The following is a 15,607-nucleotide window of genomic DNA, read 5'->3' as shown; positions in this document are numbered from 1 at the left end:
CTCCCATTTTCAGCTATATAAACTTTCCAGACCTGTATTCAATCCGACTACAACTTTTTGAAGACCAAGGCATCCCCCAGCAAGGTGACACGCACAAGGCGCCCCATAAAACGGGCTTCAAGATCCTCACTCACTTTGTAGCGACCTGCGATTGAAACCAGTTCTGCTCTGAGGTCCTTGCAAAAAATTGCAGCCTGCTCATCCCCCCTCACCCCTGCCAGCACCCGACCACGAATGGAGGTGTAGGCATGAATGCTGCCGTTTGCCACCACTTCCGCACCACTGCTTACCGGCGCCAGCAGGACCAGATCACCCTGCGCATAGACCCGTTGCCCGGAGCGTACCGGCGTATCGACAACCTTGGTCGCTACAGGCATCGACGATGAGGGGGTACGGGATCTCTTTGTGGACTCTTTTTTTGCAGTGCGGCGGGTATCGGAAAAGACAGCCAGCTCCAGCAATCTCGCCTGTTCCTGAAACTCCTTGGAGCCACCCCGAACACCAACCGGTATCAATCCGTAACCGCGAATCGCCCCGACGGCGACCGCCAGATCGCTACCCGCCATCTCCATCTCACTCTCCGTAAGGTCGATCACTATTGGTGTGTTACGAAAGAAATCGGGCGCTTTGGCAATACGTTCGCAAAGCAGACCATCAATGGCATCGGTATCCAACTCAGGCATGCATAACTTCAACAAAGTGAATGCACCCGCCTTCAATTCGACCTTAGAACTCTCTGCGGTGAAATCTGTTGTTGTCGTCATCCGTCAAACACCTTCAGGAAAAAGGTAGATCTGTTGTCGGATTGAATTTTCATCAACCCGTTATCCAAAGAATTCAGGAATTACCTTATCGCGAAAACCAACCTTAAACCTACAGGCCACGCACAGAGTTGCATATGGTCAGTTATTGCTCAAGGCTACCCGAACACTGTTAAAAAAATAAAAATCATTTTTAACAGGCCCACCAGATCGTAAATGAAATTTCGTGGGACGCCTTATCCCAATCCGGATCCTGTGAACTGGTACTGATTTCAAAAATTTTAATCCTTACCGACCGCAAAAACCGGCGAAAAAATCCAATGCTCCTCGGGTTTTTTTATAACACCGATTAATTACTAGGGCGCCATTACCCCTGAACAGCCTAGACACGAAACATCCGACCCGTCCTGACACATTTGTAAAAAGTAACAAAATTTTAAGATAAAAATGGAACGCCACTGCCAGGGGAACCCCTAGCCAGATATCCCGACCTATCCCCGCTCTTATCCCACTTCATCTAACGAACCGTTTCGAAAAGGAGTTTCGTAAAAAGGTCATAAACCCTGCAGACCAGGCTATAACCCCAAGGTCGAACCGCATACAAATGCCTGCACTTCACGATTCCTGACAATGATAAGAAGTAACGCCATGTTATCTCTATCCCTGAGTCTACTTCTGGTTACTGAAAACGACACACCAACACGATATCTTTGCATCAAACCCAGCACCAATAAAAAGTGTGATAGCTGGGTCTTCTATCAGGGCAACTGCAGTTTGAATCATTCAGTCAACCCCTCATCTTCTGACAAGGGGAGTAAAATCAAGCAGCGAGAACATAGGAGCACAATAGCAAAGCTAACTCTTATCTGTAGGGATAACGCAAAGATGAAGATCATTTCGCCCTCTTCCCTGTAAGAGAGCGAAAAAACTTATAGCATCATCCTATGCCGTTTTGATAACTGACTCGCCACGACATGGTTAGCTTTTTACTCACACCAAGGCGACGAAATCAAAAAACAGGATAGAGATTACTGAACCTTGTTGACTTGATTCCGGTTTTTGCTGGAATGACGAGATTTTAATCAGCCGCCTCCCGCCACTGATTACTACCTTTCAAGTCATACCCAGCAAGTGATTACAAGTAAAATTGATCCGTCAGAACATTCGGTATTTAAAGTCTGCGGGCATCTGTAAGAATCACAAAACTCATTCAGTCATTTCCAGTGATTCGGAAAAACAGACCCTCTTATCATGGTGGCGCTTCGCTTTGTACATGGCGATATCGGCATGCTTCAATAAATCACTTACCTGCTGATGATCTGGATAGAGAGAAACACCGACACTCGCATCCACAGAGCATTGATTACCTTGGATCTGAATCGGCTGATTCACTGCATTGATGATCTTATCGGCAACAGAGTTAACAGCATCAACATCATTCAAATCCCTTAGCACAACAACAAACTCATCACCCCCCAGGCGGGCCACCGTATCTCCCTCACGCACCACTGCCGAAATCCTCTTGGCTACTTCCTGCAGAAGCAGATCACCAACCTCATGACCGAAACTATCATTGACCAACTTGAATTTATCCAGATCAATAAACAGGACGGCAACCATCGAGTCATTTCGCCGTGCATAGCTGCATGACTGCTCAAGTCGATCCTGTAGCAGAAGCCTGTTGGCAAGCCCGGTCAAGGGATCATAAAAAGCAAGTCGCTCCAGTTCCACTTGCTGGTTTTTACGCTGTGTTATTTCAGTAAAGATTCCAACATAATTGGAAAGATCGCCATTCTGATCCAATACAGCACTGATACCCAACCATTCGACAAAGACCGCGCCATCTTTTTTTCGATTCCAGATCTCACCTTGCCAGAAACCTTTGGTTTTGATCTCCGACCACATGGCCTGGTAGAAATCCCCTGGGTGCTTGCCCGATCTCAAAAGGGTCGGTTTCTCACCAATCACCTCCTCAGCAGAGTAACCGGTGATCTCGGTGAAGGCATTATTCACCGAGACAATATTCTCCTGCTGATCAGTTATCATAATTCCTTCCGTTGCACACGCCATCACCTGATGACTCAAGCGTAACTGCTCCTCCGATTTTTTCCGCTCAGTCACATCCCGGATGACACAGACTGAGTGCTTTTGATTCTGCAGTGGCATCGAGGCAATTGACATTTCCAGGGGAAACTCATTTCCCTGCCGATCTATGCCAATCTGCTCGATCACCCCATCGCCAATCTGGGTTTCATTTTTCATAAAACCGATCAGACTCTGATCTCTCTCTTGATGATTACCGGTAGCACGAACAAGATCGTAGATCGTTCGTTCGAGCGCATCACCCTCCAGGTAGCCAAATATACGTGTGGCTGCAGGATTCCAGCTCTCTATTTTTCCCTGTTGATTGGTGGTTATGATGGCATCCTGAGCAGACTCACTCATGGCACGAAGCCTCAACTCTTTCTCTGCCAACTGATCCTGGAATTGCTGCCGCCGCCTGACATCGAATCCCGCTCTGGTTGCAACAATCAACAGCAGGATCAGAATAAATAACGACAGGCCGTGACTCAATGATTTGCCATGCCTGATCAATGTCAGCAGGGCTCGATTGTCATCTGTTATGTCATAGTAGAGTTCGAAGGCGCCAAGAAACTCCTGGCCATTCATCATTGGAACGTAAATTTCCACTACATCCCGGGGAACCGTCTCACCCTCCATGCTCATTGTCTGCTTGGTTACCAGTTTGCTGTAGGTTTCACCAACCGCAACCTTCTCATGAAAATAGCTGTATTTGTTATAGTTACCGATATCTTTAGCCGCTGTTGAGTAGACAGTCAATCCATCGGCATTGAACAGTTTCGCTTTCCACAATAAATAGTCCGCTTCCAACATCTTGATATGGTGTTCAAACATTGGGTCGACCACATCGGGGGCTATGGGATTATTACCCAGGTTCAGCATATTACGCATATGGCCGGCAGACAGCTTGGCATTGCGCTCAACGACCGTGATCAACAACTCAGAAAATTTCGGCTGCAGATATTGAGAGGAGAGAACTGGAAAGGCCAACACGGCGCTCACAGACACAAGCAGGCCATAACGGATGAATGGCACCCGCCAAGCAGCAATTAAGTTGGCCCAAATCTCGCTCACCTGACAGCCCACCGGTATCTATGACAAGTTTCACAAAAGTAGCGTAGCCCCTATAAATTCCTTCAGACGCTTAAAATGATGATCGGCATTTTTTACAGCTACTTGAGAGATATTCGCCACGATCATTCCAGAATGAGAACATGAGCAATCAAAGTGTCACCGCCAACAGAGCTCCAACCATCAAAAACAGTGTAATTTACTAATATTATCAGAAATATAGACTTTTTAGCCGATCACACACAATCGACAGGAGTGACTGCCAACACCAACCGATCATAGATTGCATCGATATGGCATCAGCCCTCTGTAACACCGATGCTTGCTGTTTCAATACCCTGTGAAAACGTGGGTAATGAAATAAATTTAATAGTTTTTATTTCAATAACAGCGTGTAAGAAAGGAGCTTTGGCTGCAGAATCCCATGAAAAAAGGCAAATTACAGGATTTGCCTGACGGCCCGCGTACCGGTTTATCACTGATTTCAGAGCCTGTTGAGAGAAACCCAACCACTCAGCCAACGCCTTCTCGATGCCGTGAAAACCCGACCAGACCCAACAGAGCGGATCCGAACAGCCACATCGCCGCGGGAATCGGTATTGGGGCAACTTCCCTGGAAAAGGTACAACTGGCATCCATACAGGTAGTCCGAAAACCGAACAACTCCTCGACGATGGAGTTACCCGAACCATCCCAACCCTGCACAGAGAGACCCAAACCTGCGGTATGGAGTTCGTAGATTCCAGGTTCAGCGCCATCCGCATCGGGGATTAACTGATAGAGCAGAAAATCCGCTCTATCTCCCGGGTTCATGGTCCCGTCAAACGTGAACCAGGCGTTGGCAGTCGGCACACTGAAACTGTACTGGGAACCGGCATCACCACAATTCAGGGTAAAGGTATCGCTGCAGGTCCGGGTGGTATACAACACAGCCCTTTCGTAGCTGGCAAATGGCGCCCCATTGGCGTCAGTCGGAAAATCAGCCTCCTGCCAGCCATAAAATGGCGGACTCGAACGGTCATAACTCAATGGATCCGAACTCTCCTCCAGGGTGAGGGTAACCCAGACATCGATGATCTCGTTGGCCGCGACAGTCGCTGTCGGCTCGGTAAAAACCAGCGAGCCCATCACCGCCGGATAGGCCGGAGCACTCTGCAGTGCAGCTATAGTCAAGGCGGCCATTCCAATGGAACTGTGTAACTTCATGTTAACACCTCATCTATATTTCAAACGGCCTCGCTCTGTCGAGACCGATTGAAGCTTACACGATCCAGTCTCTCAATATTGCGACAGCTTCCAAAAAGCAGGATAAGCTCCTATCCCGCTGACCCTGCTAGCCAGCATGGCGCTGCGCAAGCGTCACATAGTGTTCAGCGGTATAGGCAATGACCTCGCGCTCTTTCTCTGTCAGAACCCTGACCCGCCTGGCAGGACGACCCAGCCAGAGGTACCCCCCCTCCAGGGTTCGGCCCTGAGGCACCAGTGACCCGGCTCCCAGCATCACACCCCGCTGCAGAACGGCACCATCAAGAATGGTCGATCCCATGCCGATAAAGCAGTCATCGGCAATCTCACAACCATGCAACAGAACCCGATGCCCCACTGTAACGCCTTCGCCAATCACCAGAGTGCGGCCACCGGGCAGATAATAACTGTCGTGGGAGACATGCATAATTGAACCGTCCTGGATATTGGTACGGGCGCCGATTTCGATTTTATGTACGTCTCCCCTGACCACGCTCATTGGCCAAATGGAGGCTTGTGAGGCAATATTGACATTGCCGATGACCACGGCCGTCTCGTCGATCCAGGCATCGTCTGCGATTTGTGGTTGATGGGATTCAAATGGGCGAATATTCGTCATAGCTATTGGAGGTTCCTGAACCGATGGAAATTGCGTTTTTTGTATTGATTGGTGCCGCCGTTGTTATCCTCATATACGGCGTTATGATTTACAACAACCTGGTGCGTCTGAAACACGATGTCAACAAGGCCTGGGCGAATATCGATGTGCTGTTGAAACAGCGCCACGATGAGCTACCCAAGCTGGTTGAGACCTGCAAACAATACATGAAATTCGAGCAGGAGACCCTGGAAAAGGTGATGAACGCCCGTGCTGCAGTCAACCGGGCCATGCAGCAGGGGGATGTGGGCGCGGTTGGTGCTGCCGAGGGGCAGTTGCGGCTGGGCCTGGGCAATCTGTTCGCAGTGGCGGAGAACTATCCGGAGCTGAAAGCCAATGAGACCTTTCTGCACCTGCAGAGCCGTATCACCGGGCTGGAAAACAGCATCGCCGACCGGCGTGAGTTTTATAATGAAAGTGTGAACAATAACAATGTGCGCATCGAGCAGTTTCCCGATATCATTCTAGCCCGACAATTCTCCTTCAAAGCCGCCGAACTGCTGGAGTTCGACGAGTCCGAGAAGAGTGACGTGGATATGGGTACATTATTTAGTTGATGCAGGAAATCGCCAATCTGGGAACAGGGGCTTTTTTCTTCTGGAGCGCCCTGTTGATACTGCTGTCGCTGGCAGCGCTCTATTTCTCTTTCTACCATCTCCATCGAGCCCGCCTGATCGAGGACACCCCAACCTCGCGCATACGCTCCGCCCCCCAGGGCTATGTCGAACTGATCGGTGAGGCCGATATGATGCAGGGTGAAGCGGTGATATCACCTCTCAGTGCGACCCAATGCTGCTGGTGGCGCTACAAAGTCGACCGCAAGGATGACAAGGGCTGGCACGCAGTACGCAGCGAAAAGAGCAACGCCCTTTTTCTGATCAAAGATGAAACCGGCGAATGCATACTCGATCCGGAGGGTGCCACAGTAACCCCCAGTGAACGCAATATCTGGTATGGCCCCAACTCAACCCCCTCAGCAGGCCCTGACCGGGGGATCGGCACCACCCATAGCCAGTTCAACCGCTTCGGCTTGCAGATATCGATCAACACCACTTTCGACGGGGACTATCGATATACCGAGGAGCTGATCATGCCTGGTGACCCGCTGTATGCCATCGGTCTGTTCAGCTCACTGGGCGAAATCGACAGAAAAGCGATGCGTGACGACATGGTCAAAGAGCGTCTGCGTCAATGGAAGAGCGACCATGCCAGTCTACTCGACCGCTTCGATCTGAATGGGGATGGAAAAATTGATCTCGACGAGTGGGAAACCGCCCGCAAAGCGGCCAAACAGGAGGTCACCAGGGAACAGCTCAAGGAGGACCAGCAGCCCCTGCATACACTCAGCACAACCGGTTCTCGCCGTCGCCCGATGCTGATCTCGACCAAGGAGGAGTTTGATCTGGTCAGACGCTTCCGCTACTACTCCTTCTTCACCCTGGCAGCCTTTTTCGCCCTGGGCTCAGGCAGTGTATGGTTCATTGCCGCTCGCATGATATAAGATAACCCCTTCGACTTATTAATCCGGCAGCTTAATAACGATAAGCCCCGGTCTGCCGCCCGGAATGAAACAACAGGAAACCTTCCATGACCCTGAAAACCATTTGGTTGCTACTTTTTGTAGTACTCATTGCCACCCCGGCCCTGGCCAGGGATATTGTCCTGGATGATCCTATCGATGATGAGGAGTACGACGTACCTGACAAGCCTAAATGGCAGGAGGGTGAGATTCAGGTTCCGGACAGCATAAACAGTGGTGATCTGCAGGAGTTTCAGGTTGCCGCCAATGAGTCGGTATTCCGCTACTATGTGGAACGAAATTCGATTCAGCATGACTCAGACGGTGCGGTACGCTTCACCCTGGTGATACGCTCCAGCTCCGGCGCTGCGAATAGCTCCTACGAAGGATTTCGTTGCCGGGAACGCCTTTACAAAGTCTATGCCTATGGCGGAAGCGAGCGCCTGACGCCAATGCCAGGCGGGGAGTGGGAGCCCATACCAAAAGATGAATCGACAGACTATCGAGCCACCCTCTATGACGACCTGCTCTGTAACCTGCAGATTGGCGAACCCAATCCGATAGAGAAGGCCATCGAAGCCATGCGGAACAATAGGAAGGTAGGCAGAGACTAATAAACACGGCTGACATAATCCCTCAGCAACCCAGACAACAGCCTTTGTATCGGCTGACTGATTAACCCTGATTTTTGATCCGGGAAAATTCCCATTGGATGCATTCCAACAACCGCCCATCCAACAGCGGTAGCAACCGATACGCTTTGTACAGAATAAAGACCCAGGAACAGCAAAATGACCAATGCCCTGCTTGACATGACCGGACTGCCACCCTTCAGTCGGATTGAGCCTCCCATGGTGGAACCCGCCATCGACACGCTGCTGCAGGAGAATCGCCAGACCATGGAAAGTCTGCTCAGCACCATCTCCGATCCAGGCTGGCACAATTTTGTCGAGCCCCTGGAAATTGCCGAAGACCGGCTCAGCCGAACCTGGTCACCCGTCAGCCACATGAACTCAGTGGTCAATCACGATGAACTGCGCGAGGTCTACAATGCCTGCCTGCCCAAACTGAGTGACTACGCTACCGAGGTCGGACAGAACAGCCGGCTGTGTGAAGCCTACAAAAAGGTTGCTGAACAGCAAGACCTGGACAATGCGCAAAAAAAGATGCTCGAAAACACCCTGCTGGAGTTTCGACTCTCAGGGGTCGATCTGCCGGAAGACAAAAAACAACGCTTTAAGGAGATCAGTCAGAGCCTCTCCAAACTGACCACCAAATTTGAGGAGAACCTGCTCGACGCGACCAATGCCTGGAGCAAGTTGATCACCGATCCGGAGCAGCTGGCCGGCTTGCCGGAGTCTGCCATGGCACTGGCCAAACAGACCGCGGAGCAGCGCGAGCAACAGGGCTGGCTGCTGACCCTGGAGTTTCCCTCCTACTTTCCGGTGATGACCTATGCGGATCAACGGGAGCTGCGCAGAGAACTCTACGAGGCCTACGCCACCCGGGCGTCGGATTGCGGCCCTCATGCGGGTCAGTGGGACAATAGCGAGGTCATGGAGCAGATCCTGGCGCTGCGCCATGAGCAGGCGCAATTACTCGGCTACGACAACTACGCAGAGCGCTCTCTGGCACGCAAAATGGCCCGCAACACGGAAGAGGTGATGAGTTTTCTGACCGATCTGGCACAGCGCTCCAAGGCCCAGGCGGAACGGGAGCTGGCCGACCTGACACAATTCGCCAGTGAAAACTACGGCATCGATCAGCTGGAGGCCTGGGATATTGGCTACTACTCGGAAAAACTGCGCCAACATCGCCACGCCATCAGCCAGGAAGAGCTGAAGCCCTATTTTCCAGAAACCAGGGTGATACCTGGCATGTTTGCGGTGGTGGAGCGTCTCTATGGGATCCGCATCCAATCCGTTGAAGGGGTCGATACCTGGCATCCGGATGTGCGATTTTATGAGATCCGCGACAAGCAGAACCAGCTACGCGGACAGTTCTATCTCGACCTCTATGCACGCCCGAAGAAACGCGGAGGCGCCTGGATGGACGAGTGCGCAACCCGATTCTTCAGCGATTCAGTGGATCAGGTTCCGGTCGCCTACCTGACCTGTAATTTTTCGCCACCGGTGGGTGACCAGCCGGCGCTCTTCACCCATGATGAAGTGGAAACCTTGTTCCATGAATTCGGTCATGGGCTGCATCACATGCTGACCCGCATCGACTATCCCTCCGTCGCAGGGATCAATGGTGTGGCCTGGGATGCGGTGGAGCTGCCCAGCCAGTTCATGGAAAACTGGTGTTGGGAGCAGCAGGCACTGGAGCTGATCTCCGGTCATGTGGAGAGTGGTGAACCGATCCCCGACGAACTCTATCAGCGACTGCATGGGGCGAAAAATTTCCAATCCGCGATGCAGATGGTGCGTCAACTGGAATTCTCGATCTTCGACTTCCGCATACACCAGGAGTACGACCCGGAACAGGGGGGAAGGATCTATCAGATTCTCGATCAGGTGCGCGAGCAGGTCTCGGTGATCTCACCACCTTCCTGGAACCGTTTCCCACACGGTTTTTCACACATCTTTGCCGGTGGTTATGCCGCAGGTTACTACAGCTACAAATGGGCCGAAGTGCTCTCAGCCGACGCCTTCTCCAGATTCGAGGAACAGGGCATCTTCAGTCAGGAGGCGGGACAGGCCTTTCTGCAGGAGATATTGGAACAGGGTGGCTCGAAGGACGCCATGGAACTGTTTGTCGCCTTCCGCGGCCGGGAACCGCAGATCGAACCTCTGTTGAGACACAGCGGTATCAGCGGATGATTTATATTCAGTCCGCGAATAAACGCGATTAAGATTTGCTAGGGCCTGTTAACACGGATCCAATAGGCCCTGAGTCGAAATTGTTGAGATTGATAATAGGCGATAAAAAAGGCTGGAGAATGAAACACACAAAACAGTTGCGTTTATTCGCGTTCAATTGCGGACAGAAAAAAAACGGGTGACGCAAAGCGTCACCCCGTGGTTGGCAAGTCAGATGCCAAGGGCATCGATACCCCAACCAACACCACCTAGCTCAACTTCAGGATGCTGTTGTCGAATCGAGCGTTCGACTTGTGAAACCCGCCAGCGCGGCAGATCAACCAACAGCAGGAATTCTCCATGTTTCAACGGCACATCAAAATCGTCGATATGGGCTTGTTGCACCTGACCTGAGTAGTAGTAACCCAGTAACGCGGAAGCGAGCAACAGAGTCAGGCAGCCTGCCACAAGCAACCATTCGGATGCCCAAACACCGATCAACAGAATCGCAATTGCCGCGAAAAACAGCAGCAGGTTGATATCCCAGAACCAGCTATCGAGCTGTGCTGTAAAACCGTCTCTTTGACGTATCCTTGCTGCCGGTAGCCCCTTCAGGTACGCAGCCGATCTGGCCACGGTGTGGATGCGTTGTCGATTCACCCTGGCGACCATCAGGTCTCTGACCACTTCCTCCGCATGGTGTCTGGAGGGCACCAACATATAGATACGCCGTAATATCATCGATTAGCCCTCAGCCACATAATCATCCGAATCGTTACCACAGATCACTTTGTGACCTTCAAACTCCATATCCATGTACAACCGTTTCGTCTCTTCATTTTCAAAATAGATCTCAACTCCATTTTCACCATCGCCTTCATAGAGGCAGGGGTGATCATCTGGATTGGTAACATCGCGCAGTGTGATTGGATCCATGGTTGTTCTGATATTCAATGTGCTGTGTGCCTCACTGTTTTAGGGAACCCATCAAGACATGCTCTGATCTTGAGTATGAGCAACCAGCTGTCGCCCGGATTGAAAGCCAGTGAAATCCGTGTCGGCTACTACTCAGAATTCACTGTTACAAGGCTGCACTGAACAGTGATACCTTAAGCTATAGAAATACCTAGCAAAACAATCAAGATTATCGGCCATCTAAATCTGACGAGGAAATTGGGGGATTGTTGCCGAGAGAGGTGGATTTACCCGGCAAAACGCCCCAGGGCCTGATATCACGAATCCAATCTGTCCTGTTGCGAGGGGAGTGTGCCGGCAGCTTAAGCGGTGGTGAAAAGATCAAAAAACAGCCAGTAGACCAGACTGGCGAGGATCAGACCGAAGAACATCACCGGGATGCCGGTTTTCATCCAGATCAGTGGGGTTATCCTCGCCTCAGGCATGCCGCTCTTTTCAGACTCACTGACCGCGATGATATTGGCTGTCGCCCCCAGGTGGGTACCATTCCCCCCCAGACCGACACCAAGTGCCAGAGCCCACCAGAGGGGCGCGATATTCACCCCACTGCTCTCCAGCCCCATAATGATTGGAATCATGGTGACGGTAAAAGGTATGTTGTCCACCACCGCACTGAGAACTGCGGCCACCCACATCAGCAACAAACCGGTGATCAACAGCATTTGCGGATCTCTGGCGAGCCTGGCCAGCTGATTTCCCAACAGATCGAGCAGTCCCGAGGCCTCCACCCCGCCAACGATCATGAACAGGCCGGCAAAGAAGAACAACACCGACCAGTTGACCGTACCGAAAATCTGCTCCATATCGGGCTTCAGCATCAGCAAAGCCAGACAGAGGCCGATAAAAGAGGCATAGGCGGGCAGGATGTGCAGATTGTGGTGGATGAAAAAGAGCACCACCACCACAGCCAGGGAAAACAGGGTGCGCTTCAGCCCCTTGGCATCCTTGATGGCATGGGTATCGACCAGGGTCCGGGGGGCCTCGCCAACATCGGTCAGCTGTTCACGAAACAGAAACAGCATCAGCGCCACCGTGCCGACCCATACCACCAACACCGGAAATCCCATATGCACCAGGAAAGAGTTGAAACTGATATCGGCAGCACTGCCGATCATCAGGTTGGGAGGATCACCCACCAGGGTAGCGGCGCCACCGATATTCGAGAGCATCGCCTCTGCCATCAGATAGGGCATGGGATTGATCTTCAACAAGCGACAGATCAGTACGGTCAACGGTGCAAACACAATAACCGTGGTGACATTATCCAGGATCATGCTGATCAGACTGACCGCCAGACTGAGATAGATCAGCAACAGCTTCGGGCTTCCCTTGGCCCAGCGGGTAATGTGCACAGCCGCATAGTCGAAGGCCCCGGTGGGACGCAACAGTGCAACCAGCATCATCATCGCCGCCAACAACAGAATGGTGTTACCGTCAACCGCCAGCAGCGCCTGCTCCTGACTGTAGAATCCCATCCACATACCCACACCGATCATGGTCAGGGCGCCCAGCATGGCGGCTGTAGTGCGATGCAGTATCTCTGTGAATATCAGGATGTAGGCACACAACAGCAGAAGTGCCGAGACCCACATCTCGGTAGTTATCTGTTCCAACATCAGTCGATGCAACACTCTTTGGTTACAATCGCCGCGGCAACACTCATGCGTGTCACCACCCCCTGATAATCCTCCCCTTCCGTGACAAACAGATACTCCGTGTTGTACTGCTCCATAATGGCCAGCGCCTTGATGGCTTGAAAATTGGCTGACAGACGAACCGTGTCCGGATAGATGAAATCATCCACACTCCGAGCCATTAAATCCTCCGCTTTGATATGGGGAAAATCGAGATGGTCGATATCATCCCCAAGCAGATGGGCGCCTTGAATGATGTCATCGGGAATACAGCAGATACGGAACATATGCCTTACCGAGAAGCGTCCGCTGATCGCACCACTCTGATCGACATAGGGAATACCGGGAACCCTTTTAGTGACACACTCGGTCATCACTTCACCGACACTCATACCCGGACGGGCGACCTTGGTGGGAATTGAGATATGTTTAATTTTCATGGCGGCGCTTCATCCATCATCGGTTTCATGGCATGCAGCATATTGGCGAACAGGTGACGATTGCTGCGCTCCTCCCGGGCCAACAGCTGTTTCATGTAGGCGCGCTGGGTCGGCTTGGTGAAACAGGCCGGACAACTGTCGGGAATGATCGGCAATCCCGCCTTCACGGCAAACTCACCGGTCTGAGTCTCACGACAATAGACCAGCGGTCGTATGATGCGAATATCCCCTGCATCATTCACATAGTGGGCTTTCATGGTACGCATCTGGCCACCATGAAACAGGGACATCATCAGGCTCTCCGCCAGGTCGTCCAGGTGCTGAGCCAATGCCAGAACATTATAGCCCTGGTTGCGGCAGGTGCTGTACATGATGCCCCGTTTCATACGTGCACAATAGGCACAAAACGAGTCACCCGACATATTCTCCCTGGCCTCCTCCATAATCGGCTGTTCGGCGTAGACCCAGGAGACACCCAATGCCTCATAGTAGGCTTTCAGCGGTGCCGGGTCGAATCCCTCGATCTCAGGATCCACGGTAATCACGCCCAGTTCAAATTCGACCGGCGCATAACGTTGCAGATGGGAGAGTACTTGTAACAGGGTAAGGGAGTCCTTACCTCCGGATACGCCGAGCAGGATACGATCCCCATCGCGAATCATCTTGAAATCCGCAATCGCTCTGCCTACTTTGCGCATGATTGACTTCGGGGGTTTGATTGAATCGTTCATAAGGCCATTTTGACACGAAGCCTGTTGCGCACCAATGCCGGAAAAAGCGTAAGCTTGGCCTGATTGGTGGATGTCTCAGCCGCAACCGGGTAACCGCTGAGTTTATATGACTTTTTCAACCACATGCGCAGGGGTTGGTACTGACTCAGGAGATTTCTTCTCATCCCGGACTTGATTCAAAACTGATCTGAGGTCATAAAGGTCTATGCGGGAGTAGATGGAAGCGCTGCTGCCGGAGGAATCAATCACAGTCATGTCATCATGGGGGCATACAAATGGATATTTTTGTTCTGGTTTTTCTTGTTCTTGCTGTGGTACTGGTCGCTCTGGGCGCGAAGCGTGTACCCCAGGGCAATGAGTATACGGTGGAACGATTCGGCCGCTATACCAAAACCCTGCGTCCCGGCCTCAATCTGATTGTTCCGGTGATCGATCAGATCGGCCGGAAGATGAATATGATGGAGCAGGTACTCGATGTCCCCTCGCAGGAGGTCATTACCAAGGACAACGCCATGGTCACCGTGGATGGTGTGATCTTCTTCCAGGTGCTGGACGCCTCACAAGCCGCCTATGAGGTGAATAACCTCTACGGGGCGATTCTCAACCTGACCATGACCAACATCCGTACCGTGATGGGATCGATGGACCTGGATGAATTGCTCTCCCAGCGGGACACGATCAACACCCAGTTGCTCACTGTGGTGGATGACGCCACCACACCCTGGGGAGTCAAAGTCACGCGCATTGAAATCAAGGATATCTCACCACCAAGAGATCTGGTCGATGCCATGGCCAGACAGATGAAGGCCGAACGGGAAAAACGTGCCGCCATCCTCGAAGCGGAAGGCTTGAGACAGGCAGAGATACTCAAAGCGGAAGGTGAAAAACAGGCCGCCATCCTGGAAGCTGAAGGTGATAAGGAGGCTGCATTTCGTGAAGCAGAGGCAAGAGAGAGGCTTGCAGCAGCCGAGAGCAAGGCGACAACCCTGGTATCCGAGGCGATTGCCAAAGGTGATGTAAATGCCATCAACTATTTCGTTGCCCAGAAATATACCGAAGCATTACAAAATATCGCCTCAGCAGATAATCAGAAACTCATCATGATGCCCCTGGAGGCTTCCAGTCTGATCGGTTCGGTAGCCGGTATCGGAGAGATTGCCAAACAGGCCCTTGCGAGCAACAGCAAGGAGAGCAGTCAATGAGTTGGTTATCTCATCTCGACTACTGGCATTGGTTCATCCTGGCGGTTGTATTGATCATCCTTGAGGTTTTTTCTCCAGGTGCTTTTTTAGTCTGGATGGGACTTTCCGCGGCCATTACCGGCCTGGCACTGCTACTCTTTCCGGAACTTGCCTGGCAATTCCAGCTGATCTTTTTCGCGGTCTTCAGTGTCGCCGCGATTGTCCTGGTTCGACTGTTTCTGCAGCATCGCCCCATCGAGACCGACAGCCCCCATCTCAACCGGCGCGGTGAACAGTATATCGACCGGGTTTTCACCCTGCAGGATCCGATCATCAACGGCGTGGGGAAAATCAGTGTCGACGACAGCACCTGGAAAATCCATGGTGACGATTGCCCTGCAGGAACCAAGGTTAAAGTGGTTGGCGTTCAGGGTGTGATACTGATGATCGATCAGGCTGAATGAGCGCAGAACTTTAATTCCGTTTCAATACAATTAACCACAGAGGTA

16 protein-coding genes are annotated in these 15,607 nt (G+C 51.8%); 6 read left to right on the top strand and 10 right to left on the bottom strand.

Annotated features, from left to right (window positions below; genetic code table 11):
* Positions 1-47: 47 nt before the first annotated feature.
* The 4 genes from minC to A3193_RS17075 all read right to left on the bottom strand — a co-directional run bounded on the left by minC (position 48) and on the right by A3193_RS17075 (position 5,778).
* A complete protein-coding gene (gene minC, locus A3193_RS17090; protein WP_069015361.1) occupies positions 48-764 on the bottom strand; it encodes a septum site-determining protein MinC in 717 nt (238 codons plus the stop codon).
* A 1,203-nt stretch (positions 765-1,967) separates the two neighbouring features.
* Positions 1,968-3,917, bottom strand: coding sequence for a diguanylate cyclase domain-containing protein (locus A3193_RS17085; protein ID WP_141694798.1), 1,950 nt, complete (start codon positions 3,915-3,917; stop codon positions 1,968-1,970).
* A gap of 510 nt (positions 3,918-4,427) precedes the next feature.
* Complete coding sequence (locus A3193_RS17080) at positions 4,428-5,120, bottom strand: hypothetical protein (protein ID WP_069015359.1); 693 nt, start codon at positions 5,118-5,120, stop codon at positions 4,428-4,430.
* A 127-nt stretch (positions 5,121-5,247) separates the two neighbouring features.
* Positions 5,248-5,778, bottom strand: coding sequence for a gamma carbonic anhydrase family protein (locus A3193_RS17075; protein WP_069015358.1), 531 nt, complete (start codon positions 5,776-5,778; stop codon positions 5,248-5,250).
* A 23-nt stretch (positions 5,779-5,801) separates the two neighbouring features.
* On the opposite strand from A3193_RS17075, the gene A3193_RS17070 reads away from it, so the two are divergent.
* The 4 genes from A3193_RS17070 to prlC all read left to right on the top strand — a co-directional run bounded on the left by A3193_RS17070 (position 5,802) and on the right by prlC (position 10,158).
* Positions 5,802-6,374, top strand: coding sequence for a LemA family protein (locus tag A3193_RS17070; protein WP_069003046.1), 573 nt, complete (start codon positions 5,802-5,804; stop codon positions 6,372-6,374).
* The gene (locus A3193_RS17065) at positions 6,374-7,318 is read left to right on the top strand and encodes a GIDE domain-containing protein (protein WP_069003047.1); all 945 of its coding nucleotides are present in this window, start codon (positions 6,374-6,376) and stop codon (positions 7,316-7,318) included. Before A3193_RS17070 ends, A3193_RS17065 begins: the two co-directional genes overlap by 1 nt.
* A gap of 86 nt (positions 7,319-7,404) precedes the next feature.
* Positions 7,405-7,950, top strand: coding sequence for a CNP1-like family protein (locus A3193_RS17060; RefSeq protein ID WP_069003048.1), 546 nt, complete (start codon positions 7,405-7,407; stop codon positions 7,948-7,950).
* Positions 7,951-8,127: 177 nt separating this feature from the next.
* Positions 8,128-10,158, top strand: coding sequence for an oligopeptidase A (gene prlC / locus A3193_RS17055; RefSeq protein WP_069015357.1), 2,031 nt, complete (start codon positions 8,128-8,130; stop codon positions 10,156-10,158).
* A 210-nt stretch (positions 10,159-10,368) separates the two neighbouring features.
* Here the strand turns inward: prlC and A3193_RS17050 are convergent, their stop codons facing one another.
* The 6 genes from A3193_RS17050 to A3193_RS20605 form a co-directional block, all read right to left on the bottom strand.
* Positions 10,369-10,878, bottom strand: coding sequence for a hypothetical protein (locus A3193_RS17050; protein WP_069003050.1), 510 nt, complete (start codon positions 10,876-10,878; stop codon positions 10,369-10,371).
* 3 nt (positions 10,879-10,881) lie between these two features.
* Positions 10,882-11,073, bottom strand: coding sequence for a hypothetical protein (locus tag A3193_RS17045; protein WP_235615024.1), 192 nt, complete (start codon positions 11,071-11,073; stop codon positions 10,882-10,884).
* A 341-nt stretch (positions 11,074-11,414) separates the two neighbouring features.
* Entirely contained in the window at positions 11,415-12,728 is a 1,314-nt protein-coding gene (locus tag A3193_RS17040; RefSeq protein ID WP_069003052.1) for an ArsB/NhaD family transporter, read from the bottom strand.
* Positions 12,728-13,186 carry a CBS domain-containing protein gene (locus tag A3193_RS17035; protein ID WP_069003053.1) on the bottom strand — a complete coding sequence of 153 codons (459 nt, stop codon included), beginning with the start codon at positions 13,184-13,186 and terminating at the stop codon, positions 12,728-12,730. Before A3193_RS17035 ends, A3193_RS17040 begins: the two co-directional genes overlap by 1 nt.
* Positions 13,183-13,884, bottom strand: a complete 702-nt coding sequence (locus tag A3193_RS17030; protein WP_235615023.1) for a tRNA 2-thiocytidine biosynthesis TtcA family protein — start codon at positions 13,882-13,884, stop codon at positions 13,183-13,185. The genes A3193_RS17035 and A3193_RS17030 overlap by 4 nt, the downstream gene beginning before the upstream one ends.
* A 29-nt stretch (positions 13,885-13,913) precedes the next feature.
* A complete protein-coding gene (locus A3193_RS20605; protein WP_155523060.1) occupies positions 13,914-14,081 on the bottom strand; it encodes a hypothetical protein in 168 nt (55 codons plus the stop codon).
* A 111-nt stretch (positions 14,082-14,192) separates the two neighbouring features.
* On the opposite strand from A3193_RS20605, the gene A3193_RS17025 reads away from it, so the two are divergent.
* Both A3193_RS17025 and A3193_RS17020 read left to right on the top strand, forming a co-directional pair.
* Positions 14,193-15,119 carry an SPFH domain-containing protein gene (locus tag A3193_RS17025; RefSeq protein WP_069003055.1) on the top strand — a complete coding sequence of 309 codons (927 nt, stop codon included), beginning with the start codon at positions 14,193-14,195 and terminating at the stop codon, positions 15,117-15,119.
* Positions 15,116-15,562, top strand: coding sequence for an NfeD family protein (locus tag A3193_RS17020; protein WP_069003056.1), 447 nt, complete (start codon positions 15,116-15,118; stop codon positions 15,560-15,562). Before A3193_RS17025 ends, A3193_RS17020 begins: the two co-directional genes overlap by 4 nt.
* The last annotated feature ends 45 nt before the right edge of the window (positions 15,563-15,607 follow it).

The organism is Candidatus Thiodiazotropha endoloripes, assembly GCF_001708965.1.
GTDB classification, from domain to species: domain Bacteria; phylum Pseudomonadota; class Gammaproteobacteria; order Chromatiales; family Chromatiaceae; genus Thiodiazotropha; species Thiodiazotropha endoloripes.
Note: the sequence above shows the minus strand (reverse complement) of the source record. Positions and strands in the feature narration are given on the sequence as shown.

Coding starts and splice junctions, on each gene's coding strand:
- A3193_RS17075 (WP_069015358.1), bottom strand. CDS start 5,778: ATGACGAATATTCGCCCATTTGAATCCCATCAACCACAAATCGCAGAC.
- A3193_RS17060 (WP_069003048.1), top strand. CDS start 7,405: ATGACCCTGAAAACCATTTGGTTGCTACTTTTTGTAGTACTCATTGCC.
- A3193_RS17025 (WP_069003055.1), top strand. CDS start 14,193: ATGGATATTTTTGTTCTGGTTTTTCTTGTTCTTGCTGTGGTACTGGTC.
- A3193_RS17030 (WP_235615023.1), bottom strand. CDS start 13,884: ATGCGCAAAGTAGGCAGAGCGATTGCGGATTTCAAGATGATTCGCGAT.
- A3193_RS17020 (WP_069003056.1), top strand. CDS start 15,116: ATGAGTTGGTTATCTCATCTCGACTACTGGCATTGGTTCATCCTGGCG.
- A3193_RS20605 (WP_155523060.1), bottom strand. CDS start 14,081: ATGAGAAGAAATCTCCTGAGTCAGTACCAACCCCTGCGCATGTGGTTG.
- minC (WP_069015361.1), bottom strand. CDS start 764: ATGACGACAACAACAGATTTCACCGCAGAGAGTTCTAAGGTCGAATTG.
- prlC (WP_069015357.1), top strand. CDS start 8,128: ATGACCAATGCCCTGCTTGACATGACCGGACTGCCACCCTTCAGTCGG.
- A3193_RS17035 (WP_069003053.1), bottom strand. CDS start 13,186: ATGAAAATTAAACATATCTCAATTCCCACCAAGGTCGCCCGTCCGGGT.
- A3193_RS17080 (WP_069015359.1), bottom strand. CDS start 5,120: ATGAAGTTACACAGTTCCATTGGAATGGCCGCCTTGACTATAGCTGCA.
- A3193_RS17045 (WP_235615024.1), bottom strand. CDS start 11,073: ATGGATCCAATCACACTGCGCGATGTTACCAATCCAGATGATCACCCC.
- A3193_RS17070 (WP_069003046.1), top strand. CDS start 5,802: ATGGAAATTGCGTTTTTTGTATTGATTGGTGCCGCCGTTGTTATCCTC.
- A3193_RS17050 (WP_069003050.1), bottom strand. CDS start 10,878: ATGATATTACGGCGTATCTATATGTTGGTGCCCTCCAGACACCATGCG.
- A3193_RS17040 (WP_069003052.1), bottom strand. CDS start 12,728: ATGTTGGAACAGATAACTACCGAGATGTGGGTCTCGGCACTTCTGCTG.
- A3193_RS17065 (WP_069003047.1), top strand. CDS start 6,374: ATGCAGGAAATCGCCAATCTGGGAACAGGGGCTTTTTTCTTCTGGAGC.